24 protein-coding genes are annotated in these 22,015 nt (G+C 43.5%); 3 read left to right on the forward strand and 21 right to left on the reverse strand.

Going from position 1 to position 22,015, the window contains the following annotated elements:
- Window positions 1-11 precede the first annotated feature (11 nt).
- The 15 genes from wecB to CPIN_RS23660 all read right to left on the reverse strand — a co-directional run bounded on the left by wecB (window position 12) and on the right by CPIN_RS23660 (window position 17,161).
- Window positions 12-1,079, reverse strand: coding sequence for a non-hydrolyzing UDP-N-acetylglucosamine 2-epimerase (gene wecB, locus CPIN_RS23590; RefSeq protein ID WP_012792360.1), 1,068 nt, complete (start codon window positions 1,077-1,079; stop codon window positions 12-14).
- On the reverse strand, window positions 1,079-2,389 hold the full coding sequence (locus tag CPIN_RS23595) for an O-antigen polymerase (RefSeq protein ID WP_012792361.1): 1,311 nt from the start codon (window positions 2,387-2,389) through the stop codon (window positions 1,079-1,081). The genes wecB and CPIN_RS23595 overlap by 1 nt, the downstream gene beginning before the upstream one ends.
- Before the next feature lie 7 nt (window positions 2,390-2,396).
- A complete protein-coding gene (locus tag CPIN_RS23600; protein ID WP_245552139.1) occupies window positions 2,397-3,683 on the reverse strand; it encodes an oligosaccharide flippase family protein in 1,287 nt (428 codons plus the stop codon).
- A gap of 33 nt (window positions 3,684-3,716) precedes the next feature.
- Window positions 3,717-4,742, reverse strand: a complete 1,026-nt coding sequence (locus tag CPIN_RS23605; RefSeq protein ID WP_012792363.1) for a Gfo/Idh/MocA family protein — start codon at window positions 4,740-4,742, stop codon at window positions 3,717-3,719.
- Between the two features lies 1 nt (window position 4,743).
- A complete protein-coding gene (locus CPIN_RS23610; protein ID WP_012792364.1) occupies window positions 4,744-5,316 on the reverse strand; it encodes an acyltransferase in 573 nt (190 codons plus the stop codon).
- An 8-nt stretch (window positions 5,317-5,324) separates the two neighbouring features.
- Entirely contained in the window at window positions 5,325-6,476 is a 1,152-nt protein-coding gene (locus CPIN_RS23615; RefSeq protein WP_012792365.1) for a DegT/DnrJ/EryC1/StrS family aminotransferase, read from the reverse strand.
- Window positions 6,477-6,513: 37 nt separating this feature from the next.
- A complete protein-coding gene (locus CPIN_RS23620; protein WP_012792366.1) occupies window positions 6,514-7,842 on the reverse strand; it encodes a nucleotide sugar dehydrogenase in 1,329 nt (442 codons plus the stop codon).
- A 181-nt stretch (window positions 7,843-8,023) separates the two neighbouring features.
- A complete protein-coding gene (locus CPIN_RS23625; protein WP_012792367.1) occupies window positions 8,024-10,420 on the reverse strand; it encodes a GumC family protein in 2,397 nt (798 codons plus the stop codon).
- Window positions 10,421-10,438: 18 nt separating this feature from the next.
- On the reverse strand, window positions 10,439-11,284 hold the full coding sequence (locus CPIN_RS23630) for a polysaccharide biosynthesis/export family protein (protein ID WP_012792368.1): 846 nt from the start codon (window positions 11,282-11,284) through the stop codon (window positions 10,439-10,441).
- A 78-nt stretch (window positions 11,285-11,362) separates the two neighbouring features.
- Window positions 11,363-13,162: a polysaccharide biosynthesis protein gene (locus CPIN_RS23635; RefSeq protein WP_222838146.1), complete on the reverse strand. Its 1,800-nt coding sequence runs from the start codon at window positions 13,160-13,162 to the stop codon at window positions 11,363-11,365.
- Between the two features lie 944 nt (window positions 13,163-14,106).
- Window positions 14,107-14,382: a hypothetical protein gene (locus CPIN_RS23640; RefSeq protein ID WP_012792371.1), complete on the reverse strand. Its 276-nt coding sequence runs from the start codon at window positions 14,380-14,382 to the stop codon at window positions 14,107-14,109.
- Between the two features lie 213 nt (window positions 14,383-14,595).
- On the reverse strand, window positions 14,596-15,159 hold the full coding sequence (locus tag CPIN_RS23645) for a hypothetical protein (RefSeq protein WP_012792372.1): 564 nt from the start codon (window positions 15,157-15,159) through the stop codon (window positions 14,596-14,598).
- A 61-nt stretch (window positions 15,160-15,220) separates the two neighbouring features.
- Window positions 15,221-15,787 carry a hypothetical protein gene (locus tag CPIN_RS23650; protein WP_012792373.1) on the reverse strand — a complete coding sequence of 189 codons (567 nt, stop codon included), beginning with the start codon at window positions 15,785-15,787 and terminating at the stop codon, window positions 15,221-15,223.
- Between the two features lie 210 nt (window positions 15,788-15,997).
- Window positions 15,998-16,360, reverse strand: a complete 363-nt coding sequence (locus CPIN_RS23655; protein WP_044219546.1) for a LytR/AlgR family response regulator transcription factor — start codon at window positions 16,358-16,360, stop codon at window positions 15,998-16,000.
- 513 nt (window positions 16,361-16,873) lie between these two features.
- Window positions 16,874-17,161 carry a hypothetical protein gene (locus tag CPIN_RS23660; RefSeq protein WP_012792375.1) on the reverse strand — a complete coding sequence of 96 codons (288 nt, stop codon included), beginning with the start codon at window positions 17,159-17,161 and terminating at the stop codon, window positions 16,874-16,876.
- A 112-nt stretch (window positions 17,162-17,273) separates the two neighbouring features.
- Here CPIN_RS23660 and CPIN_RS23665 point away from each other — a divergent pair, with 112 nt between their 5' ends.
- Window positions 17,274-17,546, forward strand: a complete 273-nt coding sequence (locus tag CPIN_RS23665; RefSeq protein ID WP_012792376.1) for a hypothetical protein — start codon at window positions 17,274-17,276, stop codon at window positions 17,544-17,546.
- Here CPIN_RS23665 and CPIN_RS23670 read toward each other — a convergent pair whose 3' ends face one another.
- Window positions 17,547-17,978 (reverse strand): hypothetical protein, encoded by a 432-nt coding sequence (locus CPIN_RS23670; RefSeq protein WP_012792377.1) that lies wholly within the window; start codon window positions 17,976-17,978, stop codon window positions 17,547-17,549.
- A gap of 312 nt (window positions 17,979-18,290) precedes the next feature.
- Window positions 18,291-18,503, reverse strand: coding sequence for a SymE family type I addiction module toxin (locus tag CPIN_RS23675; protein WP_012792378.1), 213 nt, complete (start codon window positions 18,501-18,503; stop codon window positions 18,291-18,293).
- A 156-nt stretch (window positions 18,504-18,659) separates the two neighbouring features.
- Here CPIN_RS23675 and CPIN_RS23680 point away from each other — a divergent pair, with 156 nt between their 5' ends.
- On the forward strand, window positions 18,660-18,995 hold the full coding sequence (locus tag CPIN_RS23680; RefSeq protein WP_012792379.1) for a helix-turn-helix domain-containing protein: 336 nt from the start codon (window positions 18,660-18,662) through the stop codon (window positions 18,993-18,995).
- A gap of 173 nt (window positions 18,996-19,168) precedes the next feature.
- On the opposite strand, the gene CPIN_RS36965 is transcribed toward CPIN_RS23680, so the two are convergent.
- The 3 genes from CPIN_RS36965 to CPIN_RS23695 form a co-directional block, all read right to left on the reverse strand.
- A complete protein-coding gene (locus tag CPIN_RS36965) occupies window positions 19,169-19,579 on the reverse strand; it encodes a hypothetical protein (RefSeq protein ID WP_012792380.1) in 411 nt (136 codons plus the stop codon).
- A 211-nt stretch (window positions 19,580-19,790) separates the two neighbouring features.
- Window positions 19,791-20,048 (reverse strand): RHS repeat-associated core domain-containing protein, encoded by a 258-nt coding sequence (locus tag CPIN_RS39685; protein WP_044219549.1) that lies wholly within the window; start codon window positions 20,046-20,048, stop codon window positions 19,791-19,793.
- Between the two features lie 296 nt (window positions 20,049-20,344).
- Window positions 20,345-20,878: a hypothetical protein gene (locus CPIN_RS23695; protein ID WP_044219552.1), complete on the reverse strand. Its 534-nt coding sequence runs from the start codon at window positions 20,876-20,878 to the stop codon at window positions 20,345-20,347.
- Between the two features lie 284 nt (window positions 20,879-21,162).
- On the opposite strand from CPIN_RS23695, the gene CPIN_RS23700 reads away from it, so the two are divergent.
- Entirely contained in the window at window positions 21,163-21,504 is a 342-nt protein-coding gene (locus CPIN_RS23700; protein WP_012792383.1) for a helix-turn-helix domain-containing protein, read from the forward strand.
- Window positions 21,505-21,565: 61 nt separating this feature from the next.
- Here CPIN_RS23700 and CPIN_RS23705 read toward each other — a convergent pair whose 3' ends face one another.
- Window positions 21,566-22,015, reverse strand: a complete 450-nt coding sequence (locus tag CPIN_RS23705) for a DUF6000 family protein (protein WP_012792384.1) — start codon at window positions 22,013-22,015, stop codon at window positions 21,566-21,568.

Below are 22,015 nucleotides of genomic sequence, written 5' to 3' on the forward strand. Positions count from 1 at the left end.
TGACTTAATAATTAGTTAAATAATCCGGCTACGATCTTTTCGGAAGCGTCTCCTTTACCATACAGGTCGAGGGAAAAGTCATTGTCTTTGTGTAACAGACCATGATAGGCTTCCAGGATTTTACAGGTATCGCTGCCTACGCATACCGCAAATCCATTGTCTATCAGCTCCACCCATTCCGTTTCATCCCGGAGTGTTACACAGTTCTTTTTAAAGTAGAAGGCTTCTTTCTGTAATCCGCCACTGTCTGTCATGACCAGACTACAATGCGTGATCAGATTCAGCATATCAAAATATCCCACCGGATCTATCATATCAAAGTTGACGGAGATATCATGCTTTGCCAGTATATTCCGGGTACGTGGGTGAATGGGTACCACAACCCGGATACTACCGGCTATCTCGTTAATAGCATTTACGATGGATCGTAATCTGTCAAGATCATCGGTATTTTCTGCACGATGAATGGTGCAGAGTATAAATTTGTCCAGTCCGAGTGTGTCTATGATGGCCGATTTTTCTTTTGCTTTCCGCGAATAGAACAATGCTGCGTCCAGCATCACATCGCCGGTTTTATGGATCTGTCCGTCCAGTGCTGCATAGCCTTCCCGCAGGAGATTATCGACGGCTGTCTGCGTCGGACAGTACAACTTATCAGAGATCCTGTCTGTCAGTATCCGGTTGACCTCTTCCGGCATCCGGATATTGAAACTGCGGAGACCTGCTTCTACATGCGCTACTTTTATATGGATCTTTTTAGCTGCCAGCGCACCGGCAATGGTGGAATTTGTATCACCGTAGACCATCACATAATCAGGTTTTTCACTGAGCAGGATGCTTTCGATCCCTTTCAGCATTTCACCTGTCATAGCGCCATGCGACAAACCATTTATGTTCAGATTATAATCAGGCGACGGTATCTCCATTTCTTCAAAAAAGATATCCGACATATTTTTATCATAATGTTGGCCCGTGTGGATGATCACTTCCCGGATACCCGCATTTTTCAGTATTTCCCTGCTCACAACGGCGGCCTTTACGAACTGCGGTCTGGCCCCTAAAATGGTAACGATCTTCATTATATAACTTTAAACTGTTCGGTATATTCAACGTCAGACGGGCCTATATAAATCCTGCGACGTCGTCTGTCGCGCAGGAAATAAGCCAGTATCGGCAACGTAACAAGACCAAATCCTATCAGCGACGTAATCAGCCCCGAATTGATCATGGAAAAGATCCCGATCAACAGTGCCGACATCAGTGCTTTCTGCAGGTAATTATTCTTGCGGTATAACAGGAAGTCGAGGTACGACAGCAGATAGCCTACAAAGATGGATTGTATCACTACGCCGAAATAGGAGAAGTCTACATACGCATCTGCAATAAACATCGCATTAAAGGAGGCGTGTTCCAGTCCGCCGGTAACTGCCACGTGTGCCGGCACATAATTATCAGACGAAAAGAAATCATGCACCAGGCGGATATTCATTCCGTTTGCAAATGGCAGGATATCCGGATAATACTTGGGATAAAGCTGTAATACGCGAATTGGTTCTACAAAGATCCTATGCCCGATCAGATCCAGGGCCGTACCGGCATCACCTGCGTTTGTCGCTACCAGGTAAACGCCTATCAGCAACGGAATAATGAGCGAAACATACAGCAGGGACTTGCGAAAGTTGATACGGATGTTAAAGAACAGCATCATGAAAAACAAGAGCTGGCAATAAAACACAATAAAAGACGACTTACTCATATTGGCCAGATAAGAAATACTCAGCAGTATTGCAAAGGCAAAAGCGGCAAAGACTTGTAATGGACTTTTCTTTCGTAATGCCAGGCCAATAAAAACGAAAGCCAGCAACCTTCCAATACCGGAAGTTGTATACACGTAGAACGGAGCGATCCATCCCGAGACACCCGAATCCTGCCGTAACTGTTTGACCAGTTCTGCATCCGCCAACGGATTGCTTAACAACGTGAACAGCGATGAGATACCACCATAAAAAAAGAGACCGGTAACGATTATCGCGGCACTGAGCAGCAGCAGAAAATAAAGCAGACCCTGTTTTATTTTCACATTCTCTTCCGGCAGATAATCTGTCCAGTTATTATAATTTGTGCGTGCAACGCGCTTTTTGCCTTTTACTTCCCGGAATAAAAACTTCCCGACGAAGAATCCGACAACGAAACAGCTGAGCATATTCACGGAAGTAATGGCATAATTCTTTTCAAAGAGTTTCTCTGAAGCATTGTAGATAAAGAATGCCGGACCGTAAAAGAGTAAGAACAATCCGAAGTAGATATTAAACAAAGAAAATCTGACCCCCGCTTTAATATAAGCGAGGATTACAAAAGATAATATGATACCGTAGATGTAGAACGCCATAGCGCGATCAGATTTTATATTGCTCTTTAGAGTACTGATAAGTGATGTAGATGCTTACCAGGCTGAACACACAGTTACTGAGTGTAAACAGGCTGATAGACATATACGCGTCGTTAAAGAACTTCGCACCTGCCCATAATGCCCCGACACCGATCACCGTATTACACAGTTGCAGGCGCATATATGCCTTCTGCCGGCCGATCACATTGAACAAAGTGCTCAATGGCGTTGCAATGAAATCAAGCGCCAGCATGATACAGATGATCCTGGCGAAATAACCGGAAGACTCCCAGTCTTTGCCAAAGAAGATCACGAACAAAAAAGGCGATACGATCCAGAGCACGAGGTAAATAGGCACCGACAGTAAGGTCAGCTTACGCAGCGTCGCCTTAAACAGCTGGTCGCAACTCCCCTTGTCCCGGATGCTGTCGATCGCATCGTTCCTGAACACATTCCCGATGGAGGTGGTCAGTACGATATTGGGCACCCGCAGCATCCTGTTGGCCAGGGAAAAGAAACCTACTACTACCGCATTGAAAAGGAATGAAAAGATAATCGGCACGACCTGTTGAGAAGTGGTGAGCAATACGCCCGAGAATGTCATGAACTTCGGAAAGTTGACAAAGCGTATGGCTACTTCTTTGATCCTGGCGGCTTTTACTCCCCGGAAACTATTTTCCCGGATCATTTTCACCAGCAGAAATAAATTGGCGCCCAGCTGTCCCATCAGCAATCCCGCTATCAGGCCCCAGGCACTTAAACCGATAAGCCCCAGGATGATGTTGATGGCGGTAGCTACGACTGCCTGTGTCACTAATGAGGTGGAAATCTCCTTGTAAGACTTCCGCCGTTGATTCCAGTAGGTCTGCGATGAAAAAGCGGCTGTCATAAAGGTGTAGACCGGCACCAGGAATATGACTGGCTGATGCAGCAGCGAGGATGATTGTAATACGGACCAGCTGCTCTGTCTTAATACAAGAATCAGCAGGACGTAAAACAGCGCCATGATGAATGAATTCAACACGGTCAGCGCAACTACATTAATGGCTTCATCATCCTGTTCAGGCAAGCCGATTGCCAGCTCATACCTGCCGGTACTGAGGATGGCAGCCAGCATACTGACGCTGGTAAACAGCGCCAGTACACCAAAATCTACCGGGCTATAGATCCTTGTCAGAAAAGGAGAAGCTCCGAAAATGATCAGCTGACTCAATACAGTGCCTGCTGCCAGTGTAGAGACATTCCTTAAAAAAACCGAATTCCTGACCCGGGATATATAACCGTTTAATGACACACTTTTCAAGTCCTTTTTGTTTTTAACACCCTGTTAGCATTGCTGCGCTGCGGCATAGATCCGCTCGATGATATCCACTACCTTCAACCCTTCCAGCGCATTGGTTGTAATAGCAGCTCTCTCCTTCATCACGTCCACCACGTTTTCGATGATGTAATGGTGATTGGCAGCAGAACCTTTATAGGAACCATAGTCATTACCCGGATTAGTTGGCGGTAAAGTAGGCATGGTATAGTCTCTGACCTTACAGATCTCGACTTTATCCATGTACTGACCACCAATCTTGATGGAACCTTTTTCTGCGATCACCGTCAGTGAACTTTCCAGGTTCTCATTCCAGATGGAAGTGGAATAGTTCAGCGATCCCATGCCACCGTTGACAAAGTTGAAGTTCACAAAACCACTGTCTTCAAAATCGATCACACCTCTGTGACTGAAGTTGGCGCATTTGGCTTTGATGTTCTCGATGTCTCCGAACAGCCAGTACATGATATCGATGAAGTGGGAGAACTGTGTGAACAGCGTACCGCCATCCAGTTCTTTCGTACCATGCCAGTTGTTTGGCGTATAATAGCGGGAATCCCTGTTCCAGTAACAGTTGATCTGTACCATGTAGATTTTACCCAGTACGCCCTGTTCGATGACCTGTTTCATCCAAACTGTTGGCGGGGAGTAACGGTTCTGCATTACGGCAAACAGGTGCTTGTGTACATGCAGGGCTTTGAAGATGACACTTTCTGCATCTTTCTTGTTCAGCGCCATTGGTTTTTCAACGACGATGTTCTTTTTAGCTTCCAGACATTGCAGTGCCTGTCTGGCATGATAGCCATTGGGGGTGGCTATGTTGATTACATCGAGACCTTCTGCTACTTCAGAGTACAGCAGATCGTCCAGTGAGGAGAAAAATGGGACCTGATACTTCTCGATGCCCAGCGTGTGTCTGGGACTGTTATCGACTAAAGCGACGAGTTCAGCTTCCTCATTCCGGAAGATCATCTCTGCATGTCGCTTGCCGATGTGACCACAGCCGATTACGGCAAATTTTACTTTGTCACTCATTTTATTTTATCCTTTTTATGGCATTGTTGACTAGCTCATATTGTTGTCCGCTTTCCGGGCAGACCGCAATACTTTGCTCATTAAAAGCGAGCCGGTGACCGTATTCGCTGATCCAGCCGACCTGTCTCGCCGGATTACCTACCACCAGTGCATAGGGTAATACTGTCTTTGTAACCACTGCACCAGCTCCAATGAAAGCATATTCACCGATATCATGTCCGCATACGATCGTGGCGTTGGCTCCTACAGAAGCGCCTTTGCCGACGTGTGTCTTACGGAACTCTGATTTGCGAACAATAGCACTCCTGGGGTTGATCACGTTGGTGAAGACCATGGAAGGCCCCAGAAAAACATCATCTTCACAGATGACGCCTTCGTAGATCGATACATTGTTCTGCACTTTGACGTTTCTGCCCAATACGACATGCGGAGAAACCACTACATTCTGTCCGATGTTACAGTTCTCTCCTATCTTACAATTCGGCATCACGTGCGAGAAATGCCAGATCTTTGTACCGTCTCCGATTTCACAGCCTTCATCGATAACGGCTGTTTCGTGTGAAAAAAATCCCATCTGATAATTTATCGTTTAAAAAAGTCCTTTATCGTATTGCTAATTGTCAGCTGTACTTCATCTGTCAGTTCGGTGTGCATCGGTAAAGACAGGATATCGCTGCACAACTGTTCTGTCAGTTCCAGCGTACCAATCCTTCTTCCGACACCTTTGAAAGCTTCCTGCTGATGCAAAGGCACCGGGTAATAAATCATGGATGGAATACCATTGCTTTTCAGATAAGCCTGCAATTCATCTCTCCTGCCCTCTTTCACACGCATGGTATACTGATGAAAGACGTGTGTGGAGGATGGATTTCTATAAGGCAGTATCAGTCCTTCCACGTCTGCCAGTAAAGCATCATAGAAGTTAGCGGCCTTGTTCCTGGCTTCGTTATAATCATCCAGGTAGTCCAGTTTCACACCCAGTACTGCTGCCTGGATAGTATCCAGCCGGGAGTTACAGCCGATATACGTATGATAGTATCGTTTCTTTTGTCCGTGGTTGGCGATCATATGCGCCTTTTCTGCCAGTGCAGGATCATTGGTGAACATGGCGCCGCCGTCTCCGTAGCATCCCAGATTCTTTGAAGGGAAAAAGGAAGTACAACCGAATGTGCCGATAGTACCTGCTTTACTGCGACTGCCATCTGCGTGGATATACTCTGCACCGATAGCCTGGGCCGTGTCTTCTATCACATGCAGACCATGTTTTTCCGCAATGGCCATGATAGCATCCATATCGGCGCATTGTCCATAAATATGTACCGGCACGATGGCTTTGGTCTTTGGCGTGATGGCCTTTTCGATTTCAGCCGGATCAACGGTGAAAGTCTGCGGGTTTACTTCTACCATAACAGGTGTCAGTCGTAAGAGACCAATTACCTCTGCGGTGGCTACATAGGTGAATGCAGGTACGATCACTTCATCACCCGGTTCAAGACCGAGGGTCATCAGAGCGATCTGTAATGCATCTGTACCGTTACCGCAGGTCACTACTTTTTCCACGTCCAGGTACTGTTGCAGTTTGGTGGCAAAAGCACTTACCTGTGGACCGTTAATAAAGGCAGTAGTATCTATGCACTCCTGGATGGCTTTATCTACATCTGATTTGATCTTCAGATATTGTCCTTTCAGATCTACCATCTGAATGGCTTCCTGTATGATATCAGCTTTTAACATATTCTGCTGTTTATTTTATTTGTTGAATACTTACCCGTTATAGCCTGGCGTCTACCAGGTTTCTGTCCAGGCAGGAGCGCGTATCGAAAATGACGGCATTATCGCTTTTGATCTTCCCATAGTCCAGTGTCAGGAACTCATCATGTGCAACGGCTACGATGATGGCGTCATAGCTCACCGTCTGATCCAGTTCGTTCTGCACTTCCACTTCATATACGTTTCTAACTTCCTCCACATCTGCCCAGGGATCGTAGATATCTACTTCGAGGCCGAACTGTTTCAGTTCTTCGTAGATATCAACTACGCGGGTATTGCGTACATCCGGACAATTCTCCTTAAAGGTGATTCCCATGATCAGTGCCCGGGAGCCTTTGATTTTATGGTCTTTCTCAATCATCAGCTTCACCACCTTATTGGCCACAAAATTCCCGACGTTGTCGTTCACCCTGCGGCCTGACAGGATTACCTGCGGATGATAGCCCAGTGCCTGTGCTTTATGCGCCAGGTAGTAAGGATCAACGCCGATGCAGTGACCACCTACCAGTCCGGGTTTATATTTAAGGAAGTTCCATTTTGTACCTGCCGCTTCGATGACATCGTTGGTGTCGATCCCGATACGGTCGAAGATGAGTGCCAGTTCGTTGACAAAAGAGATATTGACGTCACGCTGCGCATTTTCGATGGCTTTGGATGCCTCCGCCACTTTGATGGAGGACGCCTTGTGCGTGCCGGCTTCAATGATGGAGCGATACAATGCATCTACTTTTTCTGCGATTTCCGGCGTAGACCCGCTGGTCACTTTTTTGATGCGGGTCAGGGTATTGACCTTGTCGCCCGGATTAATCCTTTCGGGAGAATAACCGGCGAAGAAGTCTTTGTTGAATGTCAGTCCGGAGGTTTTCTCCAGCACCGGCACACAATCCTCTTCTGTGCAACCCGGGTATACAGTGGACTCATAAATCACGATATCACCCGCTTTAAGCACACTGCCCAGCATTTCAGAAGCTTTTAACAGCGGTCCAAGATCCGGCGCTTTAAAATCATCTATCGGCGTCGGTACGGTGACGATGAATATATTGCAGGTCTGCAAGTCATTCTTTACAGAAGACAGTGTCAGTCCTGTACCCGATGTTCCGGCAGCGGCTGCGGTCACCCTTTTCAGTTCCTCTATGTTGGCTTCTCTTGTCCTGTCTTTACCTACGGTCAGCTCTCTTACTCTCACTTCATTGATATCAAAACCGAGTGTACGGTACTTTTTCGCAAATTCGATCGCCAGGGGCAAACCGACATACCCCAGGCCAATGATGGCTATACTGGCGTTGGCTACCGTCTTCTGTTCGTTAGTATTTATCCCTGATGATGACATTTTTAACGTTCGGTCATTATTAATAATTAGGAATTAGGAATTAAGAATTAGGAATTGAATTCTTATAGTTTGACAACTACTCAACTGACCTCTGATTATAATAAGCTGAGTAAATATGCCATTCAGAAACAAATACAGTTCAGACTAATTAATTCCTAATTTCTAATTGACAATTCCTAATTTATTTCGTTACCGGCTTTCTGACCCTCCTGAAAATCCCTTTGCTTGGCTGCTCATTACCATATCCATAACCGTATCCATAGCCATATCCGTAACCATAACCATATCCGGCGCCGGTTTTCACGTCGTTCACGATCAGGTTGATCTTCGGCATTTTCCTATGCTGATAGAGATCTTTGGTAATGGTGAGCTGCTGTTTGTAGGTGAAACTCTGTCTTACGAGATAGAGGGTAGCATCTGCAAAACGTCCCAGCAGCTGTGCGTCCGTTACCAGACCAATCGGCGCCGTATCCACGATGATATAATCAAAGAGGGTGCGCAGGTGAGTGAAAAGCTTCTGTGTCTTATCCATCAGCAGCAATTCTGCCGGGTTGGGCGGTATCGGACCGGAAGGGATCAGCCAGAGTTTATCGCTGACGCCGGAAGGTTTGATGATCTCTTCCAGGGTGCTTTTACCGATCACATAGGTGCTGAAACCAATGGAGTTATTGAAATTCAGCATCTGTGAGATCTTGGGTTTGCGGAGGTCCATTTCCATGAGCAGCACTTTCTTGCCCGATAAGGACAGTACGGCTGCCAGGTTGGTGGCGACGAATGATTTACCCTCACCGCTCATGCTGGAGGTCAGCATGACCACCTTATCCCCCTCATTGGAGAGTATAAACTGCAGGTTGGTACGGATAGCCCTGAACTGCTCGGCGATCGGCGTTCTGGATTCGCGGCCCACCACGATGATATCTTTGTCTTTGTTATGCCCGATTTCCGCAAGAATAGGCACCGGGGTATTATTGAGGATATCCTGTTTGTTGCTGATACGGCGTCCCAGAAGGCCCTGCAGGTAGATCCACAGCGTCGGGAACACCAGACCGGCGATGAAGCCGATAATATAAATAACGGAACCTTTCGGTTTAAAGGGCACAGGATCGCTTTTACCGGCGTCTATTACTCTTGCGACTGCTATATTGGAAGACTTGGAGATCGCAGATTCTTCCCGCTTTTTAAGCAGAAACAGGTAGAGCTCCTGTTTCACTGCCTGCTGACGGGAATAATCGAGGAAGATGCGTTCTTTACCAGGCACCTCCCGGATCTTCTGGCTGATATGGCCATTATTGCGTTCCAATTCATCGATACTCACCTGTATACCCTGTTTGAGGGAGGCGAGGTTATTCCGGAGGTCTGCCCGCAGACCACTCAGTTGCAGATCCATATTCTTCACAACTGGGTTAGACTCTGTACTGGACATCAGCAGTCTTTCCCTTTCCAGGAGCAGTGCGTTGTATTTCTCTACAATACCCAGGAAGGTAGGATCCTGTACGATGAGGGAGGATGGTACGACCCTTCTGGCGTTCTGTTCATCCCGCATATATTGTTCCAGCGACTCTACTACATTCATTCTCACCTGCTGTTCGGTGAGCTGTTTCATATAATCGCCTGTATTGGAAACCAGCAATTTGGATTGTTCTTCCAGGTTGGCCAGCTGATTGGATTGTTTAAACTGTTCGATATCCTTTTCTACGCTGGTCAGTTCGCGGGTAACGATCCCGAGTCTGTTATCAATAAAGGAGATCGTGCTGTCTACAATCCTGTTCTTATCCTCTACGCTGGCGCTGAGGTAAGTCTGGAGCAGTTTATTAAGTATCAGTTCTCCTTTCTCCGGGATGGTATTGGTCAGTACCAGGTTGATGGTACTAGCCTGTTTATTTGGAATACTGATGTCCAGGAGTTTCTGGTAACGGCCTACTGCATAATCAAAGGAGGTGACCCTGATCTGGTATTCTTTATTAAGAATGGGATAGAATTCGTTACGTTCCAGTTTCACGATACCTTCCGGCAGGTGAAAGGTGTCGTTCCAGGCCGCTTCCCTGTGAATACCTTTGGTGCTGAGGCTGAGTTTATTGTTGTCGAGCATTTTGACTACGTAGCTCGATTGCTCCAGGGTATCTTTCAGGTACAGCCATTTGAATTTAAACGGCAGGCGGATGAACTGTTCTGTTTTCTTGACGCGGCCTTCTACGAAGTAGCTGACGTTCAGGTCGAGGTCGCGTACTACTTTTTCCATGAGCGAACGGGACTTGAGTATTTCAACTTCATTGTCCACATTGCTTTTACTGGAAAACATTTCCAGCTGTTCCAGGATTTCGGCGCCGGGTACATTTCCATTTTTCTTATCATCCTGTACCAGTACTTTGGCGCTGATCTTATAGCTTGGCGTGGCGTAGCGCATATAAAGTACAGCGCATGCGATGCCTGCTATGATACAGATCACGAAGAGGTACCAGTATCTGATCATCTTATCGACTATCTTTCTGAGGTCGAGACCTTCTTCTTCGTTCTCGAAATCAGCTGACGATGCGTGGTTATTTCTGGAGGCTCCGTTTTTATGAATATCGTTTATCATATGAAACAGTGATAAAATTTAGAAATTGATCCTTGAAATCACAACTACCAGCAGCGTCAGTACGGATGTGATAACGGCGATTCTTTTTACCGAATTCGTATCTGTCCCTGACACTTTGTTCTTATCTGGCTCAACGTATACAACATCTCCCTGCCGCAGATAGAAATAGGGGGAAGTAAATGTTTTGCTGTCGTTCAGGTTGAAGCGGATAAATTCCTTTTTGGGACCCGCATCTCTGATCAGCATGACATTTTCTCTTTTACCGTAAATGGTCAGGTCGCCTGCCATACCGATGGCATCGAGCAGGGTGACTTTCTCATTGGGTACGATGTACGTGGAGGGGCGTGTTACCTCTCCCAGTACGGTGATCTTAAAATTTGCAAACCGAACATTCACAACAGGATCTTTATAGTATTCTGCGGCTTTTGCGCGGATATCGTCTCTTACTTTATCAGTGGTTTTTCCTTTCACGAGTACTTTACCGATAAGGGGCAGTACGACGTAGCCGTCTTTATCAACCAGGAAACCGCTCACATTGGAAGCTGCTGTATTACTAGCTGGTTGCGTTCCGCTGGTTCCGGTAACAGGCCAGGAGGCAGTATTTGTCTGATTCAGCATTGCGGTTGACGCCGGATCGAGGGTTTGTATAGTCACCTGCAGGATATCATCTACCTGTATTTCAGGCGTATAATAAGGCGCCTGGTCAATGGATCTTCTCAGCACCGTATCAGGAATATCTCTGAAATAGGTAACATTTTTTGGCGTTGAGCAAGACATGAACGTAAACAGGGGGATAGCTGATACAAACGAGAGTAACAGAAAAAAGGGATTACTGAAATTGATTTCGCAATTACTGAGTCTCATTAGAAAAATATCTGTTTAAATAACGTACCTCCACGCTCATAGCTAATCTATGTCGCAGGCGCTTTTGTTATAGATGGATTACAACTTGATTATATCCTTGTCCAACTGTTCGTACGCAGAATTTTTACTAATGAATTCCGGCACCAATTGTTTCATCAACACAACGGTTGGGGTGATGTAGTGCTTCTGGGCAGAAGCGATCAGTTTTTCAATATGGTCGTTTACCTCAACAAAATCATATTCACGGACCCTTGCTATCAGTATCTTTTCATGGTAGGTACTCAGTGTATTTTCTGCTGTATTCAGCAGTTCTTCATACAGTTTCTCACCGGGCCGCAGACCCGTATAGACAATCTGTATGTCTATGCCAGGTTCTCTGCCGCTCATGCGGATCATTTTACACGCCAGTTCGGCGATCTTCACCGGTTGTCCCATGTCGAAGACAAAGATCTCCCCTCCCTGTCCCATGGCTCCTGCTTCCAGCACCAGCTGACAAGCTTCGGGTATGGTCATGAAGTAACGGGTGATATCCGGATGGGTAACTGTCAGCGGACCTCCTTTCTCCAACTGGTGTTTGAAGCGGGGGATCACGGAGCCGTTTGAACCCAGCACATTTCCGAACCGGGTGGTGATAAACCGGGTGGGTGCAGGATTATAACCGGATGCGGATTTTTTATATTGACGATTGACGTGTGTATTATAAGATTGGGTGAAGATCTCTGCGATTCTTTTGGAGGCGCCCATCACGTTGGTGGGATTCACGGCTTTATCGGTAGAGATCATCACAAATTTTTCCACGCCAAACTCCACCGATAACTCGGCGAGCATCTTGGTGCCTAGTACGTTGTTCAACACAGCTACGGAGGGATTCTTCTCCATCATTGGCACATGTTTATAGGCGGCGGCGTGATAGACGACGGAGGGTTCGTATACTTCAAACAATTGCTGCATACGTGTTCTGTCGCATATATTGGCAATGTAAGGTACGATGGTAGTTGCGGGGGACAGTTCTGCCATTTCCAGTTCAAGTTCGTGGAGTGGTGATTCTGCCTTATCGCAGAGCAGAATAACGGAAGGCTCCAGTTTGGCGAGTTGTCTTACAAGTTCGCTACCGATAGAACCAGCGGCGCCGGTTACGAGTATGGATTTACCTTTATTCTCCCGTGACACCTGTTCATTATTAATATTGATGACTGATCTGTCGAGCAGGTCTTCGATTTTAATATCCTGAAGTTTGGCCGGGCTCCAGCCTGCATTGATCCATTTATTGACTGGCAGGACCTTTTGTACTTTTATATTTAAGGCAAAGCAATTGTCAACGAGTTCGTTCAGTATCTGCGTGTCGGGCGTTTCATCAGCAACGATAAGCAGTTTAACTTTCTCTTGTTTGACGAGTTTTTCAAGAGATCTTCTGGAGGTAGCATAGATGGGCAATCCATCCAGGCGTTTGCCCGCGCGGGTTAATTTATCATCCAGGAATCCAGCGACGCGTATACTACCTGTCTGGTCTTCGTGAATGGCTTTACGTACGACGAGACCGGAGTGTCCTGCATTGTATATTACTGCCTTTGTTTTATTAATGACGCCGTATCTGCTATAGTAGCGGAAAGCCCATTTAACAAATAGTCTGTAAGAAAGGAGGAAACAAGTATTGATGAAGAAGTTGATAGCAATGACAGAGAGCGGGAACATGTTTTCCGTTGTGTAGGCGAGCGCAGCGACGTTGATATAATAATATATCACAGCGCTGATAAGGCTTACACATGAGATGCGGCCTATATCAGCCATACTTGTATAACGTACGATACCGGTGTATGTACGAAACAGTAGTGACAGTAATAAGTTCACACTCACAACCACAATAACAATATCCTGCATGGGGTATCGACCAAAGTCTTCGAGGTTGAAGTTAAGCCTTAGTAAAAAAGATAAGCTCATTGCAACAATCGAACACCCGAGGTCTAATAACAAAATCAGCCAGGACGGGGTAATCCATGATCTCTTAGTCATCAGTTTAATTAGATAAGGTTAAAACTTGTATCAATGTTTTTCAACAACTTCGGAATCTCAAACAGTATGTTTTTCAGTGGATTATGTCTTAACCTGCGTGCAAAATAAATACATAAGTTTAAATTTTACCCAATTTACAGATGAGTTTAACCAATGTTTTTATCTCTAATATCAATATTCCATCATATTAGAACTGCCTTGTTTTTCATAATTCTTCTATACTGTGTATCTCCTAGCTTTTGGTGGTATAACTAATTTTTCAAATTCCGTGGAAGCAACAAATAAGCATAATCTAACATTGCGTACAAGTACGCAGTATTACATTATCATATCACAAAACACATATATCCAAACACATCGTTATGGTGGAATGAACGACAGCCTTTAACGTGGACTCTTCTTAGAAACATAAAAGTATTAACATGATGCAAAGCGTCTTTCATGGCATGTCAGTTGACCTGTTTGGTATGACTCTAAAGATGTTTTTAAAAGACTTTAAAGTTATGCTTGCGATCCTGATGTTCAGTGAAGACACTTGAAACAAACACTATACCAAAGTCGGACGACACCCTTTTTCCTGTTCCACTGCATTTGATAACAAATAGGAAGATACGTTTGTTTTAAAATTCTGAAATGGGGAAGCTCAGCCATTATATTTAAAGGAAAAGGAGTAACAAATATTAAAATATACAAATTCGATTTTCTGAAATTATGAACCGTACAGATTATCTGAAAAAAAATTACCCGATGCCGTTAATTGCATCGGGTAATCTTTACTACAAAAAAATATATGTTTTTACGTTATTCCACAGTTAGTGTGCCGGTATAGCCACAGGTTTGGGTCTTACGATTGGTCTTGGTGTTTCAACAGCTACCTGTTCTCTCTTAGGTCTGTGTAATACATAGCTCGTCTTCAGGCAAGAGTAGCACATGTACTTACGCAGCGGTAAAAATCCCAGGACATATTTAGCGAAGAAACCACGCGGCAATCTGTCTTCCAGTAAGCCGTGTTTACATTTAGGGCAATCCTGCAACTCTATCTTTTCAATCTTCGAGTTGGTAGTACCCTGCATCAGGATATAACTCATAGGTAAAATCAATTAGCTTTTAGGGATAGCTGTAGGACACCTACAGACTCTGCTATAAAGGTACGAATATTCTTTTTATTGTATTAGTTATTTTTCGTGTTCATTTAATCTGTAATGTGCAGATATTTAATAGTCAGCCTACTGGCGGGAATAGCAAATTGTCAGGATAAAAAATCCGGACATTTTCACTAACTATTCAGCGGAAAAATTTACTTATATAAGTAAGAAATCACAGGTTGTCTGATTACCAGGAATATCATTCGCAGCAATGACGATCCTGGTACCTGGAAGACTACTGTTAGCCGCTTTACAGGTATATGCCCATTCTGTACTACCGGCGACTGCCCTTCCTGTTTCCAGCACGGTACTATCTGCTGCGATGATCATTACTTCCACTGAATCGAGTTGCACAACATCTCTTGCCTGTATGTAAATAACGTTCCCCGCTTCTCCTTTATAATGGTCAGTAAAAATGTCCCGGATTTCGGGGAATGAATGCGCGTCTTTACACAATAAGGTATAGGCGTTCTTTTTACGTTTCTTTGCGATCTCCTGGTAGACAGCTTTCTTCTCCGGATCCTTCCATGCAGCCGTCGCCAATTTTGTTGCAATTCTGAATCGCTCTAACACGGCTGTTTGTTTACGGGTAGGCGGTGTGGTGCTCCTCCCTCTTTTCCGGCCTACAACCGTTTTGCCGTTTACCTGGCGGATGGTCAGCTGATCGCCGATAGAGCCGCTCAACCCCATCAGGAGTATGTTATTTCTATTGATTGCCATGATAATTGTTTTTAGGTTTTTAATAGCATCCCGGCCTGTGACCGGGATGCTGTTTGTGGATTTAGGAGATGGTAATCTCCTGGGAGCCTTTATTGCCCGGAACATCGGTTGCTTCTACACGAATGACGGTACCTGTCAATGCAGCATTGGCTGCTGTTACGGAATACTTCCAGTAACGTTTATGGTCATCCGGTAATGCGTCACCGCTTTCCAGTTCGACGCCGGCCTGTGATAAAATAGTCACTTTCACGCCTACCGGTGGTAACACATCGTGTGCGTTGATAGTGATACTATCGCCTGTTTGTCCTTTGTATGCGCTGGTATCGATCAGCCTTATCACCGGTGGTAATGCAGCATCTCTGAATGCAGCGTTAAACGCAGACTGTCCGCCTTTCGCCGCTTTCTGATAAGCTGCTTTCAATACAGGGTCCTGTATGGCGTTCTTTGCGAACGTTGCAGCATCAGTGAACCTGTTTTGTACGGCCAGTTGTTCTTCTGTCGGCGGTAAGCTGTTTGGTCCGCGTTTGACGCCTACGATTGTTTTTCCTTTACGAATACTCAGTGTCATTTTCTTTCCGATAGTACCGGATACACCGGTCGTGAAAATGTTATCCTTGACGATTGCCATAATGTTCCTTTTTTAAATGAAAAACAGATTTACATCACAATCGTGGTCAACAGTCGCAACCGGAGGCGCCCCTCTCCTGTTGCAGGCGCAGTACTGTTGATTGCGATTGCTGAGACAATATTAGCAAGGATTTCGACTCACTTTCAGGCAATGTATCCGGACGCGGGAAAAGTTTTCACGAGCGCCTGAATTTGTGTGATGAGCGTATGGCTATAATTGTTTAAAACAGGCAAATACCTGTTTTTTACAACGTTCGCTCAAGGGTATTGTATGACCATTCTTCATTATAATTTCTCCTTCCTTCGTTTTCTCTCCATCTCTTTCAGTAGCAATACTCCTTCCGACACTGTCAATGTGCCGGATGGAGACGATGTAATTTCTGTGTGTGCGGACGAAATCTTCGGGAGGAAGGTGTGCTTTAAATTCGGTCAGACTGTATCGGGCGGGTATAATGCGGTTGTTAACAAGCGTCAGTTTAATATAATTAGCATCGACAGTGACATAAACGATCTCCCTGGGGGAAACCGCCATCCGGCTGCCGTCTTTTGTGATAATTAAAAAAGGTTGTTCCATCGGATATAGCAAATCGGTTAACTAAAATGAATGAATAACTGGAATAGTGCGGTGGGAGGAGCTGTAAGGCACTAAGTCGGGCTGGTAGGACCTGTAGTCGGGAGAGAAGGGATAGGAAGGATTGACTAGTTACGGGATAGTAATGGCGATTAACAACAATGGTGTTGATAGGGAAGTTTTTCATATAAATTCTGATTTGGCAATGAATGCGTAACAGTTTTGGTCTGCGTAGATTAACAGTATACAAGTTAATGAAAAATAGGCATTTAACCAGCGGATTTTCTCACTAAAATAGTCTGACTATACTTATTCTCCGTTAGTGCTACGACGGCAAGGCAGCACTAAGGTATAGTAAGTATTATCTGACTATCAAAGGAATAAAAAACAGGAAGATTTGTTGCGCTGCGTAGGGTCTTCAGTGGGATATTGACTATAATAAATGAGGTTATTTCCGGTCGGAGTGGTTGGGGTAGTGTATCATTAGCAGGGGGCGCACCTGCCAGATGAAACGGACTATTTTTGCATATAATCCTTAATAGCGCTGTGATAAACAGAGCAACCCGGATGCGCTTTATAAGCGGCTTTACGTACGGGATCTTTCACTATCTCCTGCGCATACTTCACGGCCTGAGCAAAGCGTGATTTTCCCTGCACCTGCAAAGGCGACGGTTTCACATTGCTCATATCGGGATACTTACTTAAAAAGTATTTACCCTTTCTTCTTCTGATGACAAATTTCTTGTCTGATAATTGTTTGCTCACCTTTATCCCGGTGAATAAGGGATTGTTTGTTTCTGCCATAGTGTTTTTTGGGCAAAATTAGGAGATTTGAGGTTGCGGGTTTTACGTAATTTTGACGGGAATTTTAAGCCATAAATGATATCTTGTCTATTCATATCAATAAACCAGGAAGATGTACTACGATGATCTGGTAATGAATTTTAAAAACGAGGGACAGGAAACGCTCTATATTATCATTGATCCTCCGGTATGGGAGTTCGACTTAGCGCCAGGGGAAGCATTGCAATTCAGAATCGTGGATTATCATCGGAGTGCAGCAGGGAACAATATCATGGACATACGATATTCAAGTCCTGATTGTATTAATATTGATATCCTTTACCCACTTGAACTCCGGGTGTTTTACCGGGGAGAGGATATTAAAATATGGAGCGCCAGCCGCTGATTAAGACCTATTACGGGAGGCGACAGATTTATTTACAATTCTTCTTGTGCGGTGCGCCAAATGCTGAGGCAAACGTGATGTAATAGTCCGGTCCTGCAAAACATTGATTGCTTCTTCACTTAGTGAAACATTGATGCTGTCATCAAGTAAGAACCTGAATACAAGTTCGACCCAATAGGGCGTGCCTTTTTCACACAGGAGGAATACCAGTATTTCGCTTACAGGGAAAACTTCTTCAATCTTATATCTTTCATCGACGATTCCGCCCAGGATTTCCGTTACGGGTAGTTCGAATATATATAGTAGTCTTATTAAAGAAGACCAATCTGCTAAGTCTCCTGTGTAATCATGTTTCGTGAGTAACATCTTTCCTGCATGTCGGCAGATATATGTTGCTGGTTCCTGTGAATAGAGTTTAATGTAGTCGGTCATTTATCGGAGATATTGATAACTATATCAGCGTGCTGCTCTTCCTTTTTTGAGTCAAATATGATTTCAAACATAAGACTAATTTCTTAGTGCCGGAGTAACTTTGATCGGTGTATGGCTGATGATCATCCAGCTTGTATATTTCTACTGTTTCTTCCCTTTCGGAGAAATATTTATTATATGATTTCCAAAAACTATAAGATACAAATATCTCTGATCATTTTAATTGTACAAAATATTATTGGATGGTTCACTTGTTAGATAATATGAAGCTGAATATGATGGCAGATGACTGCCATCATATTCAGCTCTTTCTTAATTCCGGGTATCTTCATTTACGGCGACTTTTTTCACGACCAGCTTCCCTTTAGCAACAGTAATCTCAATGGGATCTCCCACATTAAAACCTGCATCCTCTAACCATAAACCACGCACATTTAGCCACGGCACATTACGCCCTTTTTTCCAGTGATTACTTACTTCCTGATATTGGCCATGCAGCTTGCCATGACGGATTGCCTTTGCCATAGATGAAAGTTTATTGTTAGTTTTAATGTAACTATCAGTTATAAATATCGCTCATTATGTGGCATTTAGACAAATCTTATCAGACTTATTTTCCCTTTTAGTTACTTAAATTCGCGAAACTGAAAACTAATCACACCATTCTATATCCTTTAAGATATGAACACAGGTAAAATCATTGCCGATCTCAGAGATAAATTAGCATGGTCGCAAACCGACCTAGCAGATAAAAGCAGCGTATCCAGGGTGATGATCGGGAAGTATGAACGCGGGGAAGCCGTACCGTCCATTGATGCTGCTAAAAGGATTGCAGATGCGCTGGGGGTTAGTCTGGACTACCTGGTAGGTGAAGGGATAAATGCCCGGTTTGATAAAAAGACGCTGAAGCGGCTGGAAGAACTTGAGTTGCTGGAAGAGGATAAGAAACGGATACTCTATGATCTGATTGATACGTATATCAGAGATGCGAAAGCCAGAAAGGCATATGCGCAATAACTAGTTCAGTAATCTGATATTTAACCGGCTTATCATATTCATCAATCAGGATTACAACACCTCCATGTATGTTTGCTCTTTGATTTTCCCTATGCAAACATAAACAACCCGATTGCGGGAAAATTGATCTATGGTAATAAGCAAAATCTGGTTATTACCGACAAAATATTAGGCTAATATTCCTGGGTTCTAAAAAAATCACCTCGCCATCTGAGCCAATACTCCCACTGCTCGTCGACAGTTGCTATCATACTCAGATCGTCGGTTGGATCAAAAATAAAACATAGGTCTTCTCTGGCTCCTGGCTTTCCCATTTCAAGTTTATATGCCTTAAAACTGGTTGCCATAAAACTTGAAGGATAAACATCTAACCTTGATCCTTTACACAAAATCCTGATACCTTGGGGTTCCAGTATACGCCTTAACGATATCAGCGCAAAAAATGGATAGTCTTCCTCCAATTCAATATGAATATCCTGCGTATCGAATTTCAACTGGATTTTTCCATGGCCGCTAGCGATCGATATAACAGCATCTAAATAAACCGAACCGTTATGACACATTAATGGATATTGTTTCATCATCTTTTGTTTTTACTATCTCCGCCTGAAATGCTAATGCCACTAATAGCATCTGACTATTCCACCTTTTACCGTTACAATTTCTTTAACGTCCATAGGTAGTTTATAATCTTTGCTCCATGTAATATTGAACATATTAGATACCAGGTATTGAATATATTTCCCTTCGACTGAGGTCAATTTTATTTTATTCCCTTGGCAGGACTGTATATGTCTAATAAACTCCTGAGGAATTTTTAGCTGAGGGTATTTTCTCAGACAATAACAATAGTAGGCCCCACTCCAAACCGTCTATATCAATACCATCAATAGGTCTATTACTTGCGAACTGATACGGTGTTAATTCCGGGTATTTCTGCGTCAGTGGGTCTATTGATAAGAACTTACCAACTCTCGGATCATACACCCTCATACCATAATCCTGCTGATTCCACTCCTTTGATTTCGTTGTCGTCCTTCCCATTGAACCCATAACGATAAGCCCCACTACTAAACGCTCTCCTCAGACATCAACTTCCAAATGAATCGAAAAACTAATCCATGGACATTTACTTCTCAATACAAGAACTGCATAAAACCAGTCTATTATATCACGAGCCGTTACCGACACATTCAGTACCTATAGTCCTTATTCAGTATATTAAACATGTTTTAACTTCTAAGTGCACGAAAGGAATAAACTATAAATAACTATTATGAATATAAAATTTATCAAAAAAGGAATGCCCAGCCTCTCTAGGGACCAGGCATTCCTTTTTTATAACATGGTTACTTATTCTCCTCGAATCCCTCACCATTCTCACCAGATGAGATAAATCCAAATATTTTGTCACAATCTATAGAGGTAAAAAAAAGTAGAAGTCCCCCATCAATCTTGAAGATATGAATCAATATCCGTTCACCTTCATAACTACACAAATTCTCAAGTACCTCGTCGAACTCTTTTAAATGATTCAATGTACGTTGCCCTAAATCACGTCTAATTTTATACACGTTATAAGCATGATCACGATCGAATTCGTGTACTTTATAGCTTATAGCTGCTTTTAAAACTTTAAAAGGTTTAGTATTATTCTCAAATTGAAACGCAATCAAACCAAGCAATTTGGCGAATAAATCATTCTCGTTATTTAGTGTTTCTTGCTTCATGTTCTTTATTATTACCTTGTGGCGTTGTACCGGAAGCTTTAACATCTGGTGGCTTATACCGGGTATTGTATTAACGTCTGCACCTAAAACAATACCAGGAACTAAATATTCTGTCTCACCTAAACCATTCCACTCAGAAGGGGCAGGTGTCAACAGACTTTCTTAAATTTTCGTGTAAGAACAACTCCCTCTGAGTTTCCAGAAGGGCACATCACGGCCCCTGTTCCAATGATTACTTAATTCCTGGTAACGACCATGTAGTTTTCCCCGACGAAGTGTTTTACTTACAGTTTTCATAAAAATATTTTTTCACAACAGATTTGTTGCAAACATAACATATCAATCTTAATCCAACAAGACTTTTATAGTTTGATTACGCTATTTATGTTTCATAAATTTGCACAAACACTATTCTAACCGTTGTTTTTACTACAGATATGAAGCAGATTACTTTCGGCAAAAGGCTTACTGAGGTGAGGAAAGACAAAAAACTATCCCAGGACGAGATAGCTAAAAAGGTAGGCGTACATGGGGCCGTCATTGGCAGGTATGAACGCGATGAAGTAAAACCCTCTATTGAGATGGCCGCCAATATCGCTACCGCACTGGAAGTCTCTTTGGACTACCTCGTTGGTAATACTGACCTACTTCTGGATCAAACTATCCTTGACAGGATTATGGATATTCAAAAACTAAGTGACCAGGATAAAGCGGATGCCTTTAAACTACTGGATATGTTCCTTCGGGATGCTAAAGCTAGACACGCTTATCATAAATAACAAAGGGCCAGCATATGCCAGCCCCTGCAATTTATGATAGTTACTAAACCAGGGATACTAACTATTGTAAAATATTGATTGCTGTTTTCATTTTGCTACTGCTTCCTAAGCCTTTTTCATTCGATAAATTACCGCCTAGCCATTCGAGCGCATCATAAATCCAATTTAATTCCATTGATACCTCTTTGTATGCATCTAAATAACTATTCAAAATTTTAATAGCTTCATCGCTGGAAGCAGTTAAAACAATTGCCAGTATATAACCCTTTATTTGCTTCCCATTTATTTCACTAAATAATAACACTTCTAACTGTTTTAAATATTCACTTTTCTTATTTAAAGCAATACAAAAAGAGACCAGTAGTTTTTCTCTCCATCCTCCGCTAAAATATTCACCGATAATACTCTGATCTATACCTTCACAATATAGCCTTGCAAGTTTTCTAAACTCCTCCGATTCATTTAAATTGAAATTTATTAAATGCCTCAATAACGTTTGTTCCGTATACAT

Source organism: Chitinophaga pinensis DSM 2588 (genome assembly GCF_000024005.1).
GTDB classification, from domain to species: Bacteria; Bacteroidota; Bacteroidia; order Chitinophagales; family Chitinophagaceae; genus Chitinophaga; species Chitinophaga pinensis.